At 72.5% G+C, this 20861-nt stretch carries 19 protein-coding genes; 9 read left to right on the top strand and 10 right to left on the bottom strand.

What is annotated here, in order from left to right; all coding sequences use genetic code 11:
* Window positions 1–45 precede the first annotated feature (45 nt).
* Complete coding sequence (locus tag ABZY12_RS18845) at window positions 46–411, bottom strand: hypothetical protein (RefSeq protein WP_356891620.1); 366 nt, start codon at window positions 409–411, stop codon at window positions 46–48.
* A 231-nt stretch (window positions 412–642) separates the two neighbouring features.
* On the bottom strand, window positions 643–1626 hold the full coding sequence (locus ABZY12_RS18840; protein WP_356891618.1) for a WD40 repeat domain-containing protein: 984 nt from the start codon (window positions 1624–1626) through the stop codon (window positions 643–645).
* 159 nt (window positions 1627–1785) lie between these two features.
* Between ABZY12_RS18840 and ABZY12_RS18835 the strand changes: the two genes are divergently transcribed.
* Complete coding sequence (locus tag ABZY12_RS18835; RefSeq protein WP_356891616.1) at window positions 1786–2484, top strand: GDSL-type esterase/lipase family protein; 699 nt, start codon at window positions 1786–1788, stop codon at window positions 2482–2484.
* Between the two features lie 73 nt (window positions 2485–2557).
* Here the strand turns inward: ABZY12_RS18835 and ABZY12_RS18830 are convergent, their stop codons facing one another.
* Window positions 2558–3058: a carboxymuconolactone decarboxylase gene (locus ABZY12_RS18830; protein ID WP_356891614.1), complete on the bottom strand. Its 501-nt coding sequence runs from the start codon at window positions 3056–3058 to the stop codon at window positions 2558–2560.
* Between ABZY12_RS18830 and ABZY12_RS18825 the strand changes: the two genes are divergently transcribed.
* On the top strand, window positions 3057–3566 hold the full coding sequence (locus ABZY12_RS18825) for a MarR family winged helix-turn-helix transcriptional regulator (RefSeq protein WP_356891612.1): 510 nt from the start codon (window positions 3057–3059) through the stop codon (window positions 3564–3566). The genes ABZY12_RS18830 and ABZY12_RS18825 overlap by 2 nt on opposite strands.
* Before the next feature lie 38 nt (window positions 3567–3604).
* On the opposite strand, the gene ABZY12_RS18820 is transcribed toward ABZY12_RS18825, so the two are convergent.
* Window positions 3605–4657 carry an SGNH/GDSL hydrolase family protein gene (locus ABZY12_RS18820; RefSeq protein WP_356891610.1) on the bottom strand — a complete coding sequence of 351 codons (1053 nt, stop codon included), beginning with the start codon at window positions 4655–4657 and terminating at the stop codon, window positions 3605–3607.
* Window positions 4658–4781: 124 nt separating this feature from the next.
* Between ABZY12_RS18820 and ABZY12_RS18815 the strand changes: the two genes are divergently transcribed.
* Window positions 4782–5774: an aldo/keto reductase gene (locus ABZY12_RS18815; RefSeq protein ID WP_356891608.1), complete on the top strand. Its 993-nt coding sequence runs from the start codon at window positions 4782–4784 to the stop codon at window positions 5772–5774.
* A gap of 114 nt (window positions 5775–5888) precedes the next feature.
* On the opposite strand, the gene thpR is transcribed toward ABZY12_RS18815, so the two are convergent.
* Window positions 5889–6458: an RNA 2',3'-cyclic phosphodiesterase gene (gene thpR / locus ABZY12_RS18810; RefSeq protein ID WP_356891606.1), complete on the bottom strand. Its 570-nt coding sequence runs from the start codon at window positions 6456–6458 to the stop codon at window positions 5889–5891.
* 33 nt (window positions 6459–6491) lie between these two features.
* Here thpR and ABZY12_RS18805 point away from each other — a divergent pair, with 33 nt between their 5' ends.
* Window positions 6492–7034, top strand: coding sequence for a GNAT family N-acetyltransferase (locus ABZY12_RS18805; protein WP_356891604.1), 543 nt, complete (start codon window positions 6492–6494; stop codon window positions 7032–7034).
* Between the two features lie 217 nt (window positions 7035–7251).
* Here the strand turns inward: ABZY12_RS18805 and ABZY12_RS18800 are convergent, their stop codons facing one another.
* Both ABZY12_RS18800 and ABZY12_RS18795 read right to left on the bottom strand, forming a co-directional pair.
* A complete protein-coding gene (locus ABZY12_RS18800; protein WP_356891602.1) occupies window positions 7252–8598 on the bottom strand; it encodes an MFS transporter in 1347 nt (448 codons plus the stop codon).
* Window positions 8599–8627: 29 nt separating this feature from the next.
* A complete protein-coding gene (locus tag ABZY12_RS18795) occupies window positions 8628–9071 on the bottom strand; it encodes a MarR family transcriptional regulator (RefSeq protein ID WP_356891600.1) in 444 nt (147 codons plus the stop codon).
* A 130-nt stretch (window positions 9072–9201) separates the two neighbouring features.
* On the opposite strand from ABZY12_RS18795, the gene ABZY12_RS18790 reads away from it, so the two are divergent.
* Window positions 9202–9393 carry a ribbon-helix-helix protein, CopG family gene (locus ABZY12_RS18790; RefSeq protein ID WP_356891598.1) on the top strand — a complete coding sequence of 64 codons (192 nt, stop codon included), beginning with the start codon at window positions 9202–9204 and terminating at the stop codon, window positions 9391–9393.
* On the opposite strand, the gene ABZY12_RS18785 is transcribed toward ABZY12_RS18790, so the two are convergent.
* Window positions 9386–10837 carry an NCS2 family permease gene (locus tag ABZY12_RS18785; protein ID WP_356891596.1) on the bottom strand — a complete coding sequence of 484 codons (1452 nt, stop codon included), beginning with the start codon at window positions 10835–10837 and terminating at the stop codon, window positions 9386–9388. The two genes, ABZY12_RS18790 and ABZY12_RS18785, sit on opposite strands and share 8 nt — an antisense overlap.
* A 146-nt stretch (window positions 10838–10983) precedes the next feature.
* On the opposite strand from ABZY12_RS18785, the gene ABZY12_RS18780 reads away from it, so the two are divergent.
* Together ABZY12_RS18780 and ABZY12_RS18775 are read left to right on the top strand one after the other, a co-directional pair.
* Complete coding sequence (locus ABZY12_RS18780; protein ID WP_356891594.1) at window positions 10984–11259, top strand: DUF2530 domain-containing protein; 276 nt, start codon at window positions 10984–10986, stop codon at window positions 11257–11259.
* A gap of 173 nt (window positions 11260–11432) precedes the next feature.
* The gene (locus tag ABZY12_RS18775) at window positions 11433–13847 is read left to right on the top strand and encodes an HAD-IC family P-type ATPase (RefSeq protein ID WP_356891592.1); all 2415 of its coding nucleotides are present in this window, start codon (window positions 11433–11435) and stop codon (window positions 13845–13847) included.
* An 81-nt stretch (window positions 13848–13928) separates the two neighbouring features.
* Here the strand turns inward: ABZY12_RS18775 and ABZY12_RS18770 are convergent, their stop codons facing one another.
* The gene (locus ABZY12_RS18770; RefSeq protein WP_356891590.1) at window positions 13929–17135 is read right to left on the bottom strand and encodes a molecular chaperone Hsp90; all 3207 of its coding nucleotides are present in this window, start codon (window positions 17133–17135) and stop codon (window positions 13929–13931) included.
* A 267-nt stretch (window positions 17136–17402) separates the two neighbouring features.
* The gene (locus tag ABZY12_RS18765) at window positions 17403–18314 is read right to left on the bottom strand and encodes a DUF3027 domain-containing protein (RefSeq protein WP_356891588.1); all 912 of its coding nucleotides are present in this window, start codon (window positions 18312–18314) and stop codon (window positions 17403–17405) included.
* Window positions 18315–18670: 356 nt separating this feature from the next.
* Here ABZY12_RS18765 and ABZY12_RS18760 point away from each other — a divergent pair, with 356 nt between their 5' ends.
* Entirely contained in the window at window positions 18671–20035 is a 1365-nt protein-coding gene (locus tag ABZY12_RS18760; protein ID WP_356891586.1) for an MFS transporter, read from the top strand.
* 122 nt (window positions 20036–20157) lie between these two features.
* Window positions 20158–20637, top strand: a complete 480-nt coding sequence (locus tag ABZY12_RS18755) for a DUF2771 domain-containing protein (RefSeq protein WP_356891584.1) — start codon at window positions 20158–20160, stop codon at window positions 20635–20637.
* Window positions 20638–20861 lie beyond the last annotated feature (224 nt).

The raw sequence follows: 20861 nt of genomic DNA, 5'->3' as shown, positions 1-20861 counted from the left end.
GCCGGGCCCTTCGCGTGGCTCAGCCGCCCTGTGCCTTCACATGGCTCAGCCGGCCTGTGCCTTCACGTGGTCGATCACCGCCGTGAACTCCGCGGTCGGGGAGAACTCCACGAGGTCGACGTCCTCCAGCGCCTCGGGAGCGTGACCGGGTCCCCAGTAGTAGGCCTGTCCGGCCTCGTAGAACTCGTCGCCCGAAGCGGTCCGCATCCGGAGCCTGCCTTTCAGCACGTACCCCCAGTGAGGGCACTGGCACATGTCTCCTTCCAGGCCCTTGAGCGCCGGCGCCATGTCGGTGCCCTGGGGAAGGTGCATGAAGGAGACGGTCAGATCGCCTCCGGCCTCCTGCATACGGAAGTCCAGGCCGCCGCCCTCCATGGCGACAGGGGTGTCCTCGCGAGTGAATCCCGTCATGACTCCTCCACTCATCCGGTCTCCTTCCAGTCTCGACCCGGCGGGGCGCCCGGTCGACGCGGGAGGATCAGCGGCTGATCATCGGCCGATCACCTGCCGAAGGACCTGCCGAAGGACCTGCCGAGCGTCTGGGACCCGCGCACGGGGAGCGGAAGGAACACCGCCGTGAGCTCCTCGACGGCTGCGAGAGGCGTCCGACGAGGGCTGCCAGAGGCGTCCGAGGTGACCCGGTCAGCCGCGCCGCAGGAGGCGCTTGCCGCCGATGACGAGGGCGGTGGCGAGGCCGAGGACGACCACGCCGAGCGTGAAGTTCCCCTCCTCGCCCTGCCCCTTGCCCGGCGGGGCGGTCGCCGCTCCGGACGCCGACGGAGCCGGTCCACTGCTCTCCGGGGACGGGGTCTCCACCCCCACCCGTACCACCCGGCTCTCCTTCCCCTCCGAGCCGAACATCAGCGCCGAGCCGTCCTTCGTGTACGTCACCGACTCCGCCTGCCCCTGGAAGGGCGCGCCCACGGACTCTCCCTCGCCGCCCGCGAGACGCCCGTCTTTCCAGCCGTAGGACTTGGCGGTGAAGTAGCCGCGTAGAACGAGGGTCCCGCCGTCCGGGGAGAAGGCCCCGTCCGTCACCCACGGCACCTCCCCGATCCGCCGGAAGACGTTCGTCCCGGCCGACGAGAGCCGCTCGGGGCCCGCGTACAGGCCGCCGCCGTCCTCGTTCTTGCTGGCGATGTAGACCCGGCCGGTCTTCGGATGGACCATCAGCGCCTCGGCGTTGCGGGGCCCGTCGGCGTACTTCACGTCGTACTGCTTCGCCTGGACGGTCTGGTCCTTCAGCCGCTTCGGCTCGGGGAAGCGGTAGATCCACACGTGGTTCCACGAGCCGTCGAGGTTGTCGCCGATGTCGCCGACGTAGATGTTCCCGTCCGGGCCGACAGAGATGGCCTCCATGTCGCGGGGGGTGCCGACGCCCTTCATGGTGAGCGTCGCGACCGTTTCGCCTGTACGGGAGTCGATGCCGTAGATCAGTGCGGCGTCCTGGTCGTTGTGCGTCCAGTAGACGCCGGGGTGGGCGTGGCTGGCGGCGAGACCGCTGGACTCGGTGATCCGGGGGTCCTTGACCGTGAAGTCCTGGTCCGCCTCGGCCGCTCCGGCCGGGGCGGCCGCCATGAGCAGGACGAGGGCCGCGGCACCGGAGGCGTACAGGAACGAGCGCATGGGCCCAAGCCTGCCACGGGTGCCGGGTGAACCGGCCCCGCAGGGCGCGGGGTTCGGCCTCGGCGCGGGAGGCCCGGCGGCCCCGTCCGGGGCGCCTTCCCGGCGCCGTGTCGGGGATCACGTCGCAGGCCGCGGCGACTGTCGGTGATGATGGTCGCCATGCGTTTCATGTTCGTCGGTGACAGTTGCACGATCGGCAGCGCCGGCGACTGCACGTGGCGCTACCGGATGTGGCAGCACCTGGAGTCCGGCTTCGACGGCCCGTACGACATCGTCGGCCCGCGCACCGAGCTGTACGACAAGGAGACCGGCGCGGCCGGCTCCGACGCGTACGCGGACCCTGCCTTCCCCGTGGCCGCCCGGCGCCATCTGGCCGGCTGGGGCGAGGGCTGGCTGCACATGGCACCGCTGATCGGCGAGGCGGTGACCGCGACGAAGGCGGACGTCCTGCTGGTCTTCCTCGGCCTGATCGACCTGGGCTTCTACACGAACAGCGATCAGACTGCCGCCAACGTCCGCGCCTTCGTGGCCGCGGCCCGGGCGGCGAACCCGCGCATCCGGGCCGTGATGATGCCGGTCATCCCCAACGTCCGCGCGGAGTCCGACGCCCCCTTCGCCGCCGAGTGCGACCGCTTCAACGAGCTGCTCGCGAAGACGATCGCCGACCTGGACACGGCGTCGTCCCCGCTGCTGCTCGCGACGACCCCGGAGACGTACGACATCCACACGGACACCTACGACGGCACCCACCCCGCCCCCTCGGGCGAACACAAACTGGCGGCCGCCTTCGCGGACGCGATGCACCAGGCGTGGGGACTGGGGTCCCCGTACGAGGGCGTCGCGGCCGCCGCCCCGTGAGGTAGCGCCCACCGCCGGGGTCGGCACCCCGACAGCCGCCCGCGCCGGGGCCGGCCCGGCCCCAACCGCTGCCTCACGCCGAGCGCGTGAGGCGGTTCGCCAGGGTGGACAGGGTGTACGCGCCGATGCCCAGGACGACCTCCAGGGCGTTCTGGCGGTCGTAGCCGTGCTGGAAGAAGCGGGCCAGTTCGGCGTCGCTCACCGCGCCCGACGAGGCGAGGACCTGGTGGGTGAACCGCCGGATGGCCTCCAGTCGTTCGGGGTTCTCCGGCGGGCCGAGTCCGGCCAGTTTCGTCTCGTGCAGCGTGACGCACAGATGGCACTGGTTGCGGGTGGCGACCGTCAGGATGACCGTTTCGCGGGAGTGCGGGTCCAGGGTCGTGGACTCGAACAGCGCGCTCATCTTCAGGAAGCCGTCCAGGGTGTGCGGGGACGTCGCCATGCGGGCGACGGCCTGCGGGAGGTGGCCCCAGGCGGCGTTCACGGTCTCCATCGCGGGGCGGGCGGCGGCGGGGGCGGTCTCTACGGTGTGGTCGGTGAACAAGGCGGCTCCCGGCGGTAGAATCGACAACATGGTTGACCATGAGGAGAAGGAAAACGTAAACCAGGTTGTCGATGAGGGCAAGGGGTTCGAGCTGCCGCTCCTCCTCTTCGCCGGCTTCCGCACCCTCATCGACCGCCTCCACGCCGAACTCGCCCGACAGGGTCACCCCGACCTCCGGCCCGCCCACGGCTTCGCCATGCAGGCCATCGGCGCCGACGGCGCCACCGCCAGCGAGATCGGGCGACGGCTCGGCGTCTCCAAGCAGGCCGCCGGCAAGACCGTCGACCGCCTCCTCGCCCTCGGCTACGCCGAACGCACCGACGACCCCGCCGACGCCCGCCGCAAACTCGTCCGCCTCACCCCGCGCGGATTCGACGCCCTCGCCCGCTCGGCCACGGTCTTCGACCGGCTCCGCGCGGAGTGGGCGGACACTCTCGGCCCCGAGCGCGTACGGGAGATGGAGGCGGCACTGCGCGTCGTCGTACCCGCGGAGACGGCGTACCGGCTCGACGCGACGAGCTGGCTCGGCGGGGCGTGACGCCTTCCGCCGCCCCGCCGCTCACCCCGCCCCGCCGCTCACGCCGGTCCCCGCCCGCACATCGCCGCGATCGACTGCGCCACCGTGTCCCCGTTCCCGTCCCGGCCCGTCTCGTTCGCCCGGAGGAACCACGGGAAGGTCTGATGGTGCAACGTCACCCCCGAAGGCTCGAGCAGTCCTCCCACAGCGCGGTCCGTGCCGTCGCACGCCGTCGCGGCGCCCGTCGTCGCGTAGAGGTCCACGAAGCGGGCCCCGTGACGCTTCGCCTTCGCCGCCGTCAGGGTGTTCAGCCGCACCTGGACCTTGTCGTCGAGCACCGGCCACGCCGCCTCCGGCACGTCCCCCAAGGGCCGCCCGGCGCCTCCCGGGAGTTCCGTACGGCAGCGCTTCCGGTCCTTCGGAACCAGCCGCGGATAGCCCATCAGGACGACATCCGCCGAAGGGGACTCGCTGTCGATCTCCGAGAACAGCTTGTCCAGGTCCTTGCCCGTCTCCTCGAACCGCGCCTCCAACCACGCCGCGCCCGCGCCCTTCGTGAAGTACGCGGCGCACTCCCCCGCCGGGGAGTTCGCGTCCACCGGAGCGTCCGGCAGCAGCGCCCCTTCCGTACCGCGCAGCCGCACCGAGCACTGCTTGAGCACCCGGCCGATCCCCACCGTCTCCGCGCCCAGACCCACCACCACCAGCCGGGTGTCCTTCGTCAGGGCGCGCTTCTGAGGGGCGGCCGTCAGACCGCCGCCGAGGTCCTGCCCCTCCCAGACGTGGTTGAGCCGGGCGCCCGCGCAGGAGACGTCCGCCGTGATGTCGAGCAGGATCGCCTGGTCGGCGAGCTGGTCCTCAATCACGTCCGGCAGGTTCTCCGCAGCCCGTACGCACAGCAGCGCGCCACCGTCGACGGGGGCGATGCCGTAGCTTCCGACCGACGCGTCACCGAGGAAGACCGTCGGCACCTTCCCGGCCACCGCCGAAACACCCGCCCTGGCTGCCCCCTCCGCCCCCTCCACCGGAACACCCGCCCCGGCCGCCCCCATCGTCCCCACCGTCGCCACCAGCGACGCCGCCGCCATCCACGCCCTGCCCCTGAGCCCCATGCCCGCATTGAAGCGCTCCGACCGGCCCGGCTCACCGCGCCCGGCACAAGCTCACCCGCGTGAGCGATGTGACCGGATCCAAACCCTTGCTTCGAGCGCGCTCCAACGCCTTGGCTGTACAACCATGAAGTACACGCAGCTCGGACGCACCGGACTCAAGGTCAGCCGACTCGTCCTCGGCACTATGAACTTCGGACCCCAGACCGACGAGGCCGACAGCCACGCGATCATGGACGCCGCGCTCGGCGCGGGGATCAACTTCTTCGACACCGCCAACGTGTACGGCTGGGGTGAGAACAAGGGCCGCACCGAGGAGATCATCGGTAGCTGGTTCGACCAGGGCGGCGGCCGCCGTGAGAAGACCGTGCTCGCCACCAAGGTGTACGGCAACATGTCCGCCGACGCCGACCATGTCTGGCCCAACCACGACCGGCTCTCCGCCCTCAACATCCGCCGCGCCGTCGAGGCGAGCCTCAAGCGGCTGCGGACGGACTACATCGACGTCTATCAGTTCCACCACATCGACCGCCGGACCCCCTTCGAGGAGATCTGGCAGGCGATCGACGTCCTGATCCAGCAGGGCAAGATCCTCTACGCCGGCTCATCGAACTTCCCCGGCTACAAGATCGCCCAGGCCAACGAGGCCGCCGCCCGGCGCGGGATGGTCGGGCTCGTCAGTGAGCAGTGCCTCTACAACCTCGCCGAGCGGCGCGCCGAGATGGAGGTCATCCCGGCCGCCCAGGAGTACGGCCTCGGAGTCATCCCCTGGTCGCCGCTGCACGGCGGACTGCTCGGCGGAGTCCTGAAGAAGGAGAGCGAGGGCAAACGACGGGCGGCCGGGCGGTCGGCGGACTCGCTGTCCAACACCTCCGTACGCGCGCAGGTGCAGGCGTACGAGGATCTCCTCGACAAGCACGGGCTCGAGCCCGGCGAGGCGGCGCTGGCCTGGCTGCTCACCCGGCCCGGGGTGACCGGTCCGATCGTCGGCCCGCGCACGGCCGAGCAGCTGGAGAGCGCCCTGCGGGCCGTCGAGCTGGAGCTGCCGGAGGAGGTACTGGCCGGGCTCGACGAGGTCTTCCCGGGGCCGGGGCCGTCGCCGGAGGCGTTCGCCTGGTAGACGGCGGTCTCAGGTCCGCTAACCGACCACGGAGGCCGCCGCGATGATCACGAACATCAGTACAAGCACGCCGGCCATGATCCGGTTACGGGTTTTCGGGTCCACCCTTCGAGGTTAACCCGCCCCGCCGAGCGGCCAGGCGCCGACCGTCTCGTACCGCGGCTGCTCTCCCGGCACACCGCTCGCCGGGAGGCGGCTGCGGACGAGGGCCAGCTCCGGCACCTGCCAGCGGGCGCCCTCGAAGGGCGCGAGCGCGTCGACGAACGGGCGCAGGTCCGTGTCCACACGGGCCCGGGCGATGGTCAGGTGGGCCTGGTAGCGGCGGTGCTCGTCCATCGCCACGCCCGACCGCCGGGCGGCGGCGTCGGCGCGCTCGGCGAGCAGCCGCAGCTCGTCCAGGCCGCCCGCGGCCCCCACCCACAGCGCGCGCCGGCCGAAGTGGCCGCCGCCGTGGAGGCGGAGGGGGAACGCCTCGGTGCGGTGGGCGGCGCGGGCGAGGCGCTCGTGGAGCTCGGGAAGCAGTTCCTCGCCGACCTCGCCCATGAAGGCGAGGGTGAAGTGCCAGGCGGGCCGGGAGGTCCAGCGCAGCTGGTCGGCGCCGGGGACGCGGGCCAGCCGGTCGACCACGCGGGCGAGCTCGTCGGCCTGGGCGCGGGGCAGCGGGACGGCAGCGAAAAGCCTCATGGGGAAAGTCTGGCAGCCCCTATCCTCGGCCGGATGGAGATCACGATCCGGAAGGGCGGGACGGACGACATCCCCGCGATACTCGCCATGCTCGACAGCGCCGTCGTCTGGCTCAACGGCAAGGGCATCACCGGCCAGTGGGGCACCCAACCGTGGTCCTCGCGGCCGCGAGCGGTGCGCCAGGTCGAGGAGACGGTGGCCGAGGGCAGCCCGTGGATCGCCGAGATCGACGGCGTCCCGGCGGGCACCCTCACCCTGACCCCGCACCCCGGCCCGCACGTGCCGCCGGTGGACGAGCCGGAACTGTACGTCCGGCTGCTGGTGACGGACGCGCGGTTTCACGGACGGGGCGTGGGTGCGGCGCTCCTGGCGCACTCGGTGGAGGAGACGCGGCGGCAGGGTCTCTCGCTGCTGCGGGTGGACTGCTTCGCGGGGAGCGGGGGGCGGCTCGTGGCCTACTACGAGCGCCAGGGCTTCACGCGGACGGAGCCCTTCAGCGTGGGCGACTGGCCGGGCCAGGTCCTGGAGCGCCGAGTCGGATCGCGGCCCGGAACGCCAGCTCCGACCGCCGCCTGAGGGGGCGGGTCCTACCCCGGCCCGGAGCGCCGAGTCCGGCCGCGGCCGGCCAGAGGGGCGGGTCTGCCCGTGGCCCGGAGCACCGGCTCTGACCGCCGCCGGAGGGAGGCAAGGCTGGCCCCCGTACGGAGCGCCCAAGGCCGGCTCCGGCCCGGAACGCCAGGTCCGACCGCCGCATGAGGGGGGCGGGCGCGCGTCCCGACCCCGCGCGGTGGCGTTACGCCGCCGTCGCCAGGCGTTCGCGGGCCACGAAGCGGACCTGCGGGTGGCCGTGGTGCCAGGTGAAGGACATCTTCAGGCCGCCGACCCGCGCGAGGATCAGGCCGACGACGCCGGCCGCCGTCAGGGAGAGCAGGCCGCCCGTGGCGAAGCCGACGCGCGCGCCGTAGGTGTCGGTGATCCAGCCGAGGAGCGGCGCGCCGATCGGGGTGCCGCCGGCGAAGACCATCATGTAGAGGCTCATGACGCGGCCGCGCATGACCGGGTCCGTGGCCAGCTGGACGGCCGAGTTGGCGGTGATGTTGACGGTCAGGCCGAACATGCCGATCGGGACGAGCAGCAGCGCGAAGAGCCAGAACGACGGCGAGAAGGCGGCCGCGATCTCCAGGAGGCCGAAGACCACCGCCGCGCCCACCAGCATCCGCAGGCGGGAGCTGCCGCGCCGGGCCGCGAGCAGGGCGCCCGCGAGCGAGCCGGCCGCCATGAGGGTGTTGAGGAAGCCGTACGTCCCGGCGCCCACGTGGAACACGTCTTGGGCGAAGGCGGTCAGCCAGATCGGGAAGTTGAACCCGAAGGTGCCGACGAAGCCCACGAGGACGATCGGCCAGACCAGGTCCGGCCGCCCCGCCACGTACCGCAGTCCCTCGCGCAGCTGGCCCTTGCCGCGCGGCGCGCGCTCCACCTTGTGGAACTCGGCGGGGCGCATCAGCAGCAGGCCGGTGAGCGGGGCGAGGAAGAACAGGCCGTTGAGGAGGAACGACCAGCCGCTGCCGACGGTGGCGATCAGCAGGCCGGCGACGGCCGGGCCGACCAGCCGGGCGGACTGGAAGTTGGCGGAGTTCAGCGAGACGGCGTTGCGCAGCTGGTCCGGGCCGACCATCTCGGAGACGAAGGACTGCCGGGTCGGGTTGTCGACGACGGTGACCATGCCGAGCAGGAAGGCGACGAGATAGACGTGCCAGACCTGGACGTGGCCGGAGAGGGTCAGGGCGGCGAGCGCGAGTCCGCAGAGGCCGAGGGCGGCCTGGCTGATCAGGAGGATGCGCCGCTTCGGGTAGCGGTCGGCGATGACACCGCCGTACAGGCCGAAGAGCAGCATCGGCAGGAACTGCAGCGCCGTGGTGATGCCGACGGCGGCGGCGGAGCCGGTGAGGCTGAGCACCAGCCAGTCCTGGGTGATCCGGGCCATCCAGGTGCCGGTGTTGGAGACGATGGCGCCGGTGAAGAAGAGCCGGTAGTTCCGGATCCTGAGGGAGGAGAACGTTCCGCCGTTCTCGGTCCCCCGGGGGGTGTCGGTGTCGGGTTTGTGGACGGGTGCGGAGTCTGCTCCGGGTCCCGTACTCAAAGTGCGTCGCCTCCTCGGCGTCGGGATGTCTACAGGTGTGCGAGCTTCTCCATCACGGGGGCGGCGGCGCGCAGCTTGGCCCACTCGTCCTCGTCCAGGCCTTCGGCGAGGGTGGCCAGCCAGGCGTTCCGCTTGCGGCGGGACTCTTCGAGCATGGCCTCGGCCCGCTCGGTCTGGCTGACGACCTTCTGCCGGCGGTCGTCGGGATGCGGCTCCAGCCTGACCAGGCCCTTGGCTTCGAGCAGCGCGACGATGCGGGTCATCGACGGCGGCTGGACGTGCTCCTTGCGGGCCAGCTCGCCGGGGGTGGCGGAGCCGCAGAGAGACAGCGTGCCGAGCACCGACATCTCGGTCGGGCTCAGCGATTCGTCGACGCGCTGGTGCTTGAGGCGTCGGCTCAGCCGCATGACGGAGGAGCGGAGCGCGTTCACGGCCGCGATGTCGTCTGCGGTGCCGTGGGACAGGTCAGGCATGTTCTTTAGCGTAACTCATTACCCTAACTAAGTACCACTCGGAAGGGTGGCGCCCGCTTGTGTCACCCGAACGAGTGAGATGCATCCGGAAAGTGACGCAGCGGGCGTCCGGGCGGCAACCCTGACGTGCATGGGATCGACAGTGCTCAGCCTGCGCATCGACGGTGAGCTGCTCGACCGGCTCAAGGGACATGCCGCCAAACGCGGAATGAGCGTCCAGGACTATGTCGTCCGGACGCTCATTCGCGATGACTTCGACGAGCGGTTCCAGACCGCCGTCGACGAGACGGAGAAGTTCTACGGGGTGACGCGGCCTACGTGAGGCCGAGCGCCGGCATCGCGTAGTAGAAGACGAACACCGCCGACACGACGTACATCGCCACAGGGACCTCGCGGCCCCGGCCCGCGGCGAGCCGCAGGACGCTGAAGGCGATGAAGCCGATGCCGATGCCGTTCGTGATCGAGTACGTGAACGGCATCATCACCATCGCCAGGAACGCCGGCACCGCGATGGTGAAGTCGCTCCAGTCGATGTCCTTGACCGATCCGGCCAGGATCAGGAAGCCCACCGCGAGCAGCGCGGGCGTGGCCGCCTGGGACGGGACCATCGTCGCCAGCGGCGTGAGGAACAGCGCGACCGAGAACAGGCCGCCGGTCACCACGGAGGCGAGACCGGTGCGCGCGCCCTCGCCGACGCCCGCCGTGGACTCCACGAAGCAGGTGGTGGCGGAGGAGGAGGTCGCGCCGCCGGAGGCGACCGCCAGGCCGTCCACCAGCAGGACCTTGTTGATGCCGGGGAAGTTGCCGTCCTTGTCCGTCAGCTTGGCCTCGTCGCCGACGCCCAGGATCGTACCCATGGCGTCGAAGAAGCAGGACAGCAGCACGGTGAAGACGAAGAGGCAGCCGGTCAGCACGCCGACCTTCTCGAAGCCGCCGAACAGGCTCACCTCGCCGACCAGACCGAAGTCGGGCGAGGCGACCGGGTTGCCGGGCCAGGTGGGGGTGGTCAGGCCCCAGGAGGGGACGGTGGCCACGGCGTTGATCACCATCGCGACGATCGTCATCACCACGATGGAGATGAGGATCGCGCCCGGCACCTTGCGGATGATCAGGGCGAGGGTCAGCAGGGCGCCCAGGACGAAGACCAGGACCGGCCAGCCGGTGAGGTGGCCGTCGCCGCCGAGCTGGAGCGGGACGGTGGTGTGCGCGGCGTCGGGGATACGGGAGACGAAGCCCGAGTCGACGAGGCCGATGAGCATGATGAACAGGCCGATGCCGATCGCGATGCCCTTGCGCAGGCCCACCGGCACCGCGTTCATCACGCGCTCGCGCAGACCCGTCGCCACCAGCAGCATCACGACGATGCCGGCGAGGACGACCATGCCCATGGCGTCGGGCCAGGACATCTTGGGCGCGAGCTGGAGGGCCACGACCGTGTTGACGCCGAGGCCGGCCGCGAGGGCGATCGGAACGTTGCCGATCACACCCATGAGGAGCGTCGAGAAGGCCGCCGTCAGGACGGTCGCGGTGACGAGCTGGCCGCCGTCGAGCTGGTGCCCGTACATGTCCTTGGCGCTGCCGAGGATGATCGGGTTCAGCACGATGATGTAGGCCATCGCGAAGAAGGTGGCGAAACCGCCACGGACCTCGCGGGCGACGGTCGAGCCGCGCTCGGAGATCTTGAAGAAGCGGTCGAGGCCCGACACCGGCCCGTGGGGCGTGCCTGGCTCGGGGACGGTGGCCTTGGCGGCGGCCGTGGTGCTCATGGTGGGGGGTTCCTCTTCGAGGGTGCTATTTGGCGGTTCATACAAGGGAAACCCGCCAGAGGCAAACCGTTTCAGTATGAACACATGAACGAACGGGCGTCCATCTCCGCGCGTAGACCCTGCGAGCGGACACCTACACTGACGGCATGGCGAAGTGGACCCCCAAGCACGAGGCACCGGAACCCCTGGAGGGGCCCGTCGTCGGCACCATCACCGGCGGCACGATCCTGTGGTTCGTGCTCTTCCTCGTCCAGGTCCCCTTCTACAGCTGGTTCGACGACCGCGATCTGACCTGGTGGATCTGGACCTGCCTGGCCGGCGCGGGGCTCGGCCTGATCGGGATCTGGTACGTACGCAAGCGCGACGCGGCCATCAAGCGCGCCGAGGCCGGGCGCGCCGCCGAGGCGACCCCGGCCCCGTAGGACGCCGAAGGCCCGGCAGGCGCCGGGGCGACCTCCGGCCCCGTAGGCGACCCCGGCCCCGTAAGTGACACCGGCGGGCCCGTAGTACCCCGGGACCATTCCCGTCCTCCCCCGGTCGGATCTTCCGGCCTCTCGGCGGGTGAACGGCCCATTCCGGTCGTACCGTCGGAACCATGACTCAGCGGGCGAAGATCGATACCGGCGCGGGCGGCGGAGAGAGCGCGTCGACAGCGCCTCCCGTCGTGCACCGCGCCGCCGGACTGACCTCCGCCGAGGTCGCCGAACGCGTCGCCCGCGGCGAGGTCAACGACGTACCCGTCCGCTCCAGCCGCTCCACCACGGACATCATCCGCGGCAACGTCTTCACCCGCTTCAACGCGATCATCGGCGTGCTCTGGGTGATCATGCTCTTCGTCGCACCGATCCAGGACAGCCTCTTCGGCTTCGTGATCATCGCCAACACCGCCATCGGCATCATCCAGGAGCTCCGCGCCAAGAAGACCCTCGACGGACTCGCCGTCATCGGCGAGGCGAAACCCACCGTCCGGCGCGACGGAGTCACCGCCGCCGTCTCCACGTCCGAGATCGTCCTCGGCGACCTGATCGAACTCGGCCCCGGCGACAAGGTCGTCGTCGACGGCGAGGTGGCGGAGGCCGACAGCCTGGAGATCGACGAGTCCCTGCTCACGGGCGAGGCCGACCCAGTCGTGAAGAAGCCCGGCGACCCCATGATGTCGGGCTCGTTCGTGGTCGCGGGCGGCGGCGCCTTCACCGCCACCAAGGTCGGACGCGAGGCGTACGCCGCCCAGCTCGCCGAGGAGGCCTCCCGCTTCACGCTCGTCCACTCCGAGCTGCGCTCCGGCATCTCCACCATCCTCAAGTACGTGACCTGGATGATGGTCCCGACCGCGATCGGCCTCATCATCAGCCAGCTCGTCGTCAAGGACACCAACTTCAAGGACTCCGTCGCCCGGACCGTCGGCGGCATCGTCCCGATGATCCCCGAGGGGCTCGTCCTGCTCACCTCCGTCGCCTTCGCGATCGGAGTGATCCGGCTCGGCCGCAAGCAGTGCCTCGTGCAGGAACTGCCCGCCATCGAGGGCCTCGCCCGCGTCGACGTCGTCTGCCTCGACAAGACGGGCACGCTCACCGAGGGCGGCATGGACGTCACGGAGCTGCGCCCGCTGAACGGCGCGGACGAGGAGTACGTACGCAAGGTCCTCGGCGCCCTCGGCGAGTCCGACCCCCGCCCCAACGCCTCCCTCCAGGCCATCATCGACGCCTACCCGGACGCCGAGGAGTGGCGCTGCACCGAGGCGCTGCCCTTCTCCTCCGCCCGCAAGTACAGCGGCGCCGCCTTCAGCGAGGGCAACGGCGAGAGCTCCTCCTGGCTGCTCGGCGCGCCCGACGTGCTCCTGCCCGTGGGAGACCCGGCCCTCGCCGAGATCGACCACCTCAACGAACAGGGGCTCCGCGTCCTGCTCCTCGCCCGGACGACCCGCGAGCTCGACGCCCCCGACGTCGCCCACGAGGCGCGGCCCACCGCCCTCGTCGTGCTCGAACAGCGGTTGCGGCCGGACGCGGCCGACACCCTCGCCTACTTCGCCGACCAGAACGTGGCCGCCAAGGTCATCTCCGGCGACAACGCGGTCTCCGTCGGCGCGGTCGCCGGAAAGCTCGGCCTGTCCGGCGCGGCGAACACCGTCGACGCACGGCAGCTGCCCGCCGAGCGGGAGGAGATGGCCAAGGCGCTCGACGAGGGCGCGGTCTTCGGCCGGGTCACCCCCCAGCAGAAGCGGGACATGGTCGGCGCCCTCCAGTCCCACGGACACACCGTCGCCATGACCGGCGACGGCGTGAACGACGTCCTCGCGCTCAAGGACGCCGACATCGGCGTCTCCATGGGCTCGGGCTCCGAGGCGACCCGGGCCGTCGCCCAGATCGTCCTCCTGAACAACTCCTTCGCCACGCTGCCGTCGGTGGTGGCCGAGGGCCGCCGGGTGATCGGCAACATCACGCGCGTGGCGACCCTGTTCCTGACGAAGACCGTCTACTCGGTGCTCCTCGCCATCCTGGTGGTCTGCTCCCAGGTCGAGTACCCGTTCCTGCCGAGGCATCTGACCCTGCTGTCGACGCTCACCATCGGCGTCCCGGCCTTCTTCCTCGCGCTCGCCCCCAACAAGGAGCGGGCGAGGCCCCACTTCGTGAAGCGGGTGATGCGGTACGCGATCCCGGCCGGCGTCGTCGCGGCGGCGGCCACCTTCACCACGTACCTGCTCGCCCGCTCCCACTACACCGGCCCCGGCGCCCTCGACGCCGAGACGAGCGCGGCGACCCTGACCCTCTTCCTGGTCTCCATGTGGGTCCTCGCGATCATCGCCCGCCCCTACACGTGGTGGCGCCTGTGCCTGGTCGCCACGATGGGCGGTGGCTTCCTGCTTGTCCTCGTGGTGCCCTGGCTGCAGGACTTCTTCGCGCTGAAGCTGGTGGGCGTGACGATGCCGTGGACGGCGGTGGCGGTCGCGGCGGCCGGAGCGGGGGTGCTGGAGTTCGCGTGGCGCTGGGTGGACCGCAAGTTCCCGGCGTGAGGCGCACCGCGGCCCCGCATCCCTGACGTGGGTGCGAGGCCGCAGTCGTGCCGCTGGTGGATGCGGACAGGCGGACAGGCCCTAGTCGAACCAGCGGTCCCGCGCCAGTTCCGCCGTGCGGGACGGGTCCTCCAGGAGCGCCGCCACCTCGAAGCGGCGGGGCCACTGGCCCGCGGCCCAGGCGAGGCCGGCCGCCACGCCCTCCAGCGTCGCCGCGTGGATGGTGCCGTCCGGGGTCCGGCGCCAGTCCAGTTCGACGCCGCCGGCGTGGAGTTCCTCGTGCTCGATGTACGAGTCCGGGGTCGCCGGGCCCAGCAGGGCGTGGACCGAGAGCGGGACGTCGTGCTCCTCGCCGACCGTGGTGACCTCCGCGTCGACGGCCTCGCTCAGGCGACGGACCTGGAACAGCTCCGCCAGGTCGGCCGCGCGGGACGGGGAGACCGGCAGCAGAGGCAGGCCCCCGGTCAGCGGCAACAGGTCGGGGGCGTCGGCGACCAGGGCCTCCGAGGCGTCCACGACCACCAGCTCGCCGTCCACGACCGCGCGCAGCTCGTCGGGGAGGGTGACCTGGTCGGGGTCCAGGTCGGCGAGCGCGGTGTAGAGGGCGTGCAGCTGGGCGCCGCTCACCTCGCGCTCCGGGTCCGCGAGGCGGGCCAGGAGCTCGGCCGCGCCGCCCGGCTCGTCGAGGAGCGCGGCGACCGAGGTGCGTACCCCCAGGGCGCGCAGGACCTGCTCGTCCTCGAAGCCGGTCGCGTCGGCGGAGTCGTACAGGCCGAGGAGCAGCGGGTCCGTGCCCGCGGCCCGCAGGCCCGCCGGGCGGCGGCCGTCCAGGACGGGGTGGTCGCGCAGCCACCACGCGGTGTACGGCCGGACGGTCTCGGTCGTCCCGTCCGGCATCAGCACCCGTACGGGCTGGGTGAGCGCGTCCCGCAGCGGCGGCCGGGCGAGCAGGGCCAGCGCCTGCGGCCAGGCGTCGTCGTCGACCAGGTCCAGGTCCCGTACGGCGACGATCTCGGTCGCCACCGGGGGCACCGGGGAGTCGGGGAGCCGGTCGAGGACGTCCTCGCACCACACGTCCACCGCGTCGAGCAGTCCGGCGTCGTCGGGCTCGGCGAAGTCGCCTTCGCGGGGCTCCAGTTCGTCCGGGTCGAGGACCAGATCGGTGGCCCGGACCAGGGTGAAGTTCGCGAGCACCCCGCAGGCGGCCAGCGGCTGCTCGCCCCAGCGTTCGGCCAGTTCGGCGTCACAGAGGGCGAGTTCCCCCTCGCGCATCACGGATGCGAAGGGGCTGCCGGGCAGCACCAGTTCGCCGGCGGGTGCCATCTCCCCGTCCTCGTCGGGCAGGGCCAGCGCGCCGAGCCACGGCTCGTCGCCCGGCTCCAGCTCCGCGTCCCGTACGAGTGCGAGGACGGTCTCGGCCAGCTCGTCGGCGTCGAGGGTGTCGGCGTCCTCGTCCCAGATCTCCCCCGCGTCGAGTGACGCGGCGACCGCGGCCCTTACCTGCGGCGTCGTCAGCACCGCGCGGGGCGTGGCGGGCAGGGCGCCGAGCTTCTCCAGGAGGGGATGGGCGGCCTCGGGGTGGGCGACCTTGAGACCGAGGCGGGTGAGGTCGGCGGGGGTGCGGTCCTGGGGCAGCAGGACGTGCCGGGGCCCGATGGTGGTACGGACGCGGGCGGCGGGGGCGGCCGGCGCCTCCGGGTCGGTGTCGTACGCCTCCGGGCTCGGGGTGCCGGCCGCGGTCGTGCCCGCCAGCGGCACGGGCAGGCCGGTCAGCCGGTCCGGGTCCACGCCCGCGAGGGAGTCGTACAGCCGCCACCACCACGACGGCGCCCGGTCCACCCCGGCGAGCCGGTCGATCGCCTCCGTCAGCGGCACCCGCCCCACGCCCAGGTTGCGCAGCTCGGGCCGCCGCTCCAGGCCGGCCGGCAGCAGCGTGGGGAAGACCTCCGAGAGGACGGCGACGGTGTCGGCGCCCGCGCCCTCCACCACCTCGGCCTCCACGGGCCGCAGCGCGGGCAGCTCCTCGGAGGGGGCCGCGGGCGCCAGGAACGCCACCCGCGGCAACCGCCGCAGGATCGCGGCCCGCAGCTCGCCGTCCAGGGCTCCCTTGCCGAGCGGGCCCGGCACCAGGTCGATCGTGGCGACCGTCACCGGCTGCCAGTCGGCGAGGAGTTCGGCGTAGGCGTCGGCCGCGCGCTCGACCAGGAAGTCGGTGAGCGGGCCGGGCGCCGGGTGACGCCGGGCGGTGTCCAGGGGCAGCGAGGCGATCAGCAGGGCGGGCAGGCCGAGCGGCTCGTCGGTGGGGGTCGGCGCGTGGACGACGGACGCGGTACGGGGGAACTGCGGGGCGCCTTCGCGGTCCACGGGGACGGCCCAGGTCACCGTCCAGTGCGGGCGCAGCCGTTCCTCGACGGGGCGGTCCTTGAGGAGGGCGGGGTCGAGCGGGCCGCCGTGGCTGACGGTCCGCCAGCGGTGGACACCGGCCGGGGAGGCGGTGTCCTCGATGCGGACGTACCCCTCGTCCTCGGAGCGCTTGAGGACCCGAACGCCGTCGCCGGTGTCCACGACGATCTCGGCGAGGCCGGGCAGGGTGAGGAGCAGGGCGTCGTCGATGGAGTCGAGGAGCCGCTCGGCGAGGTCGACGGCGGCGGCGTCGCGCAGCGGGAGGACGACGACGGTGTCGTATCCGTCGGGGGCGGTGCCCTCGGCGGGCAGCGGAAGGCGCAGCAGGGGCACGTGGCCGTCGCGGCGGCGCAGCTCGTCGCCGAGGCCGGGGCTGTGGCGGGCGGCGTCGGCGGCCAGTTCGCGGGCCTCGGCGAGGGACCAGCGGACACCGCCGTGACGGCCGAGGACGGCGGGTTCGTCGCTGACGGCGAGGACGGCGGCGAAGCCGACGCCGAAGCGGCCGACGGCGGTGGTGTCGTGCTCGCGCTTGGCGGAGGCACGCAGGGTGGACAGCGACTCGACACCGGTCGCGTCCAGCGGCGCACCGGTGTTGGCGGCCGCGAGGACGGCGGGGGCGTCGGGGCCCGCCGGGTGGAGGGTGAGGCGGAGACGGCCGGTGACGCCCGCGCGGCGGGCGGCGTCGGCGGCGTTCTGGGCGAGTTCGACGACGAGACGGTCGCGGTAACCGCCGAGGGCGAGATCCTCCTCGGCGTTGGCGTCCTCCCGGAACCGGGCGGGCCCGGCCCCCCAGGCATCGAGCACGCCCCGCCGCAGCCGCGCGGTACCGAAGGGGTCGGCTCCGTCGGTCGACGTCCTGACGCTGACGCTCACGTCTGACTCCACTCTGCGGAACGGTATGGGGCAGGGGCCCGAAGGTACCGCGACCAGCACCGGTCCGGCGCCGAGGGCCACGACGGCCGCCACGCGGGCGCTCCCCGTGTGGGCAATCGTCCCGCATGGCTGGGGCCCCGGACGGAGTCCGGAGGAGGGCGGCACACGGGACGGCACCCTTGCGGGCGCGTCCGCTCCGGCCGGCCCGCGCCACGAGGCGCGTCCAGCACCTGGACCCCCGGTCAGCGCGGGCTCCTGGGAGCGGGCCCCGGCTCCCGGCTACGAGTGGCCCAGGTCCTCCGGGGTGCCGTCCGGTTCCGTGACCGAGCCGGAGTCCTTGGCCGGGCGGAGCGGGAACTCGTCCGCCGCCATCGAGTCGTGCACCGGCGGCGCCGGGCGCGGGGGCTTCGGCATGACCGCCGCCTCGGAGTGCCCGCCGCAGCCGTACGAGAGGGACACGACCCGCCCGTCCGCCGGGGAGAACTCGTTGGCGCACACGCCGAACGCCTGCTTCAGGGAGCCGGCCAGCGGCACCAGGAACCCGCAGGACTCGCAGGACGCCGGTGCGGCCTGCGCCATCGGCGTCTTCGCGCCGAACGACTCGTCCCAGCGGTCCGCCGCCACGTGCAGCCCGTACCTGGACAGCACCCGCGCCCGCCGCATGCCGAGCTCCTCGGCGAGGGCGGCGATCGCACCCCGCGACGGCGTACGGGAGACGATCTCGGCGTCCTCGGCGTCGAGATGGTCCGCCATCTCCTCCGAGACGGCGGAGTTCGGCGGCGGGGCGTCCTCACCGGTGTAGCCGGGCTCCAGGCGCAGGTCGTCCTGTTCCGTGGGCAGCAGGTCGCCCGGTCCCATGTCGCCGGGCCGCAGGCGCTCGCTCCACGGCACCCACTCGGGCGCGAGGAGCGCGTCGGAGCCGGGCAACAGGACGGTCTCGTCGAGGGTGACGTTCTTGGCCCGGGAGGCCCGGGTGACCGTCACCGCCCAGCGCCAGCCGCGGTAGCCGGGCTCCTCGCACTCGAAGAAGTGCGTGACGACCCGGTCGCCCTCGGCGACGACCTCGACATGCTCTCCCACGATGCCGGGGGCGGCGGCCTCCTCGGCGGCCTCCCTCGCGAGGTCTACCGCCTCGGCGCACAGGCGGTCGGGGGTACGCGGGGTACGGCTTCGCGTCGTCGCAGCACTCACAGGTCTCGCTTCTCTCCTACGCCGTCTCACGGGTGCGCCGGCCGAGGAGCGGGAGCGATATCACCGGGCGGCGGGCGGAGCGGACCAGGGGGCCGCATCGACGTCCGCACCCGACATGTCTCGCGTGTCTCGGGCACACCTATCGTCATCCATTCTGCGGGATGCCGAAGAGGCGCGCGGCCGAGAACTTCCGCCGGTGGCGCGCTACGCACGCTACCCCCTCTGCCGCCCGCCGCCCACCTGCCCGTCCCAAGTGGCCCGTATCGCGGACGCCGGGACGGGGCCGGAGAGGACCGAAGAGGGCCGCCGGGCCGCGCTTCGGTTCGTACGGGAGGGGCGTGGGGCACTATGACGGAGTGGCAGCCGCACGGTCGACCGCACGATCCCACGATCATGCCGGGCCGCTCCGGAGAGCGGGCCGGTCGGTCGGGCGCGCCCTGCACCTGCCCTTCACCGGCACGGCGAAGGGGATCAGGAAGGCGACCCACGCGCACGGCGCGGGCGAGTCCGGCCTCGGCAAGCTGATCGAGCTGCACGCGGTGAACGGCGCCGGCGATGTGATGATCACCGTGGCGCTGGCGTCGACGGTCTTCTTCTCCGTACCCACGGACGAGGCACGCGGCCGGGTCGCGCTCTACCTGGCGATCACGATGGCGCCCTTCACCCTGCTCGCCCCCGTCGTCGGCCCCCTCCTGGACCGCATCCCGCACGGCCGGCGGGCGGCGATGGCGGGGGCGATGCTGACCCGGGCGGTCCTCGCCGTCACCATGTCCGCGGCGGTGGCCACGGGCGGCATCGAGCTGTATCCGGCGGCGCTGGGCGTCCTCGTGGCCTCCAAGGCGTACGGGGTGGTCCGCAGCGCGGTCGTGCCACGCCTGCTGCCGCACGGCTTCTCGCTGGTCAGAGCCAACTCACGGGTGACGCTCGCGGGGCTCCTCGCCACCGGGATCGCCGCGCCGGCGGGCGCGGGGCTGCAGCAGATCGGGCCCGCGTGGCCGCTGTACGGGGCGTGCGCGCTGTTTCTGCTGGGCGCGTTCTGGGCGTTCCGCATGCCGCACAAGGTCGACTCGGCGAAGGGTGAGCGCCGGGCGCACCTGCTGACGCACGGGGAGAAGAAGCCGAGCCTGCGGACGGTCGGCCCGTCCGTGCTGCACGGCCTCCAGGCCAACGCGGCCCAGCGGATGCTCGCCGGGTTCCTGATCTTCTTCCTGGCCTTCCTGCTGCGCGAGCATCCGCTCGGGAACCAGAGCGCGGCGGTGTCGCTTGCGGTGGTGGCCGTCGCGGCGGGCGTCGGGAACGCGTGCGGCACGGCGGTCGGCTCGCTGCTGCGCGAACGCGGCCACGGCCCGGAAGTGATCATCGCCACGATGATCACGCTCGTGCTCGGCGCGGCGATCTGTACGGCGGTGTTCTTCGGCGGGGTGATGGTGGCGGTCCTGGGCGCGGTGGCGGGCCTCACGCAGGCGCTGTCGAAGCTGTCGCTGGACGCGCTGATCCAGCGGGACGTGCCGGAGGTGGTGCGCACGTCGGCGTTCGCCCGCTCGGAGACGCTGCTCCAGATGGCGTGGGTGGTGGGCGGCGCGATCGGCATCGCCCTGCCGCTGAACGGCACCGTGGGCATGTCGGTGGCGGCGGGCATCCTGGCCCTGGGCGCCCTTCTCGCGGTCCGCGGCCTCCTCGGGGCGGCCCGCAAGCCGCTCCCGCTCCGGCGCCCCGCGTAGGGCCGCCCGTCCTGCCTCGGGGGCCGGGCGGTGGAGGCGGGCGGTGAGGCCGCGGGGACGGAAAACGCGGCGCGCCGCACCCCCGCGTGGCGCAGCTCGACACGCCCGATAGCCTTCGGGCCATGACCGTTGCGTTCTTCACCGGCTCGCGCCGCCGGGCCGCCGTCGCCCTCGGGGCCGTCTCCGCCGGGCTCCTCGTACTCTCCGCCTGCGACAAGCCGACTCCGCTCGCGACCCTGACGGTCGGGACCGACTCCGTCCACTCCGAGGCCGCCTGCTACAACGACGGCGCCGCCATCAAGGAGTCGCAGATCCAGCAGTGCCTCAACAAGAAGGCCGAGAAGACCCTCACGGTCTCCATGGACGACAAGATCCGGTTCGGCGTCGACCCGGAGATCGCCGAGAAGGGCTGGACCATCTTCCTCGGTGGCCAGGCGGCCGAGCAGGAGCCGTACAAGAAGACGTACCGGACCATTCCGGCCAGCGCCTTCTTCTCCAGCCAGACCGGCGAGGTGCCCAACGAGACCCAGGTCACCCTCGTCGAGACCGACGGCAAGAAGCTGACCGGCATCTGGCACTTCGCGCTGAAGAAGGACTCCTGATCCTCCGGTGTTCTACCGGATCCTGATCGTGACGGCCGTGGCGGCGGAGGCGGACTCCGTCGCCCGCGGCCTCGCCTTCGGCGGGCCGGGCTCGGGCGAGCACCCGCTCCCGGGCGGCTTCGTCCTGCACCGCCACGCGGACACGGCCCCGAGACCGGGCGCGCCCGACAGCCCTGCCGCCGGGCCGCTCCCGGCGCGAGGCGCCTGGCCGCGTACCCCGGGCG

It is taken from the genome of Streptomyces sp. NPDC006551 (assembly GCF_040611675.1).
Lineage (GTDB): Bacteria > Actinomycetota > Actinomycetes > Streptomycetales > Streptomycetaceae > Streptomyces.
Note: the sequence above shows the minus strand (reverse complement) of the source record. Positions and strands in the feature narration are given on the sequence as shown.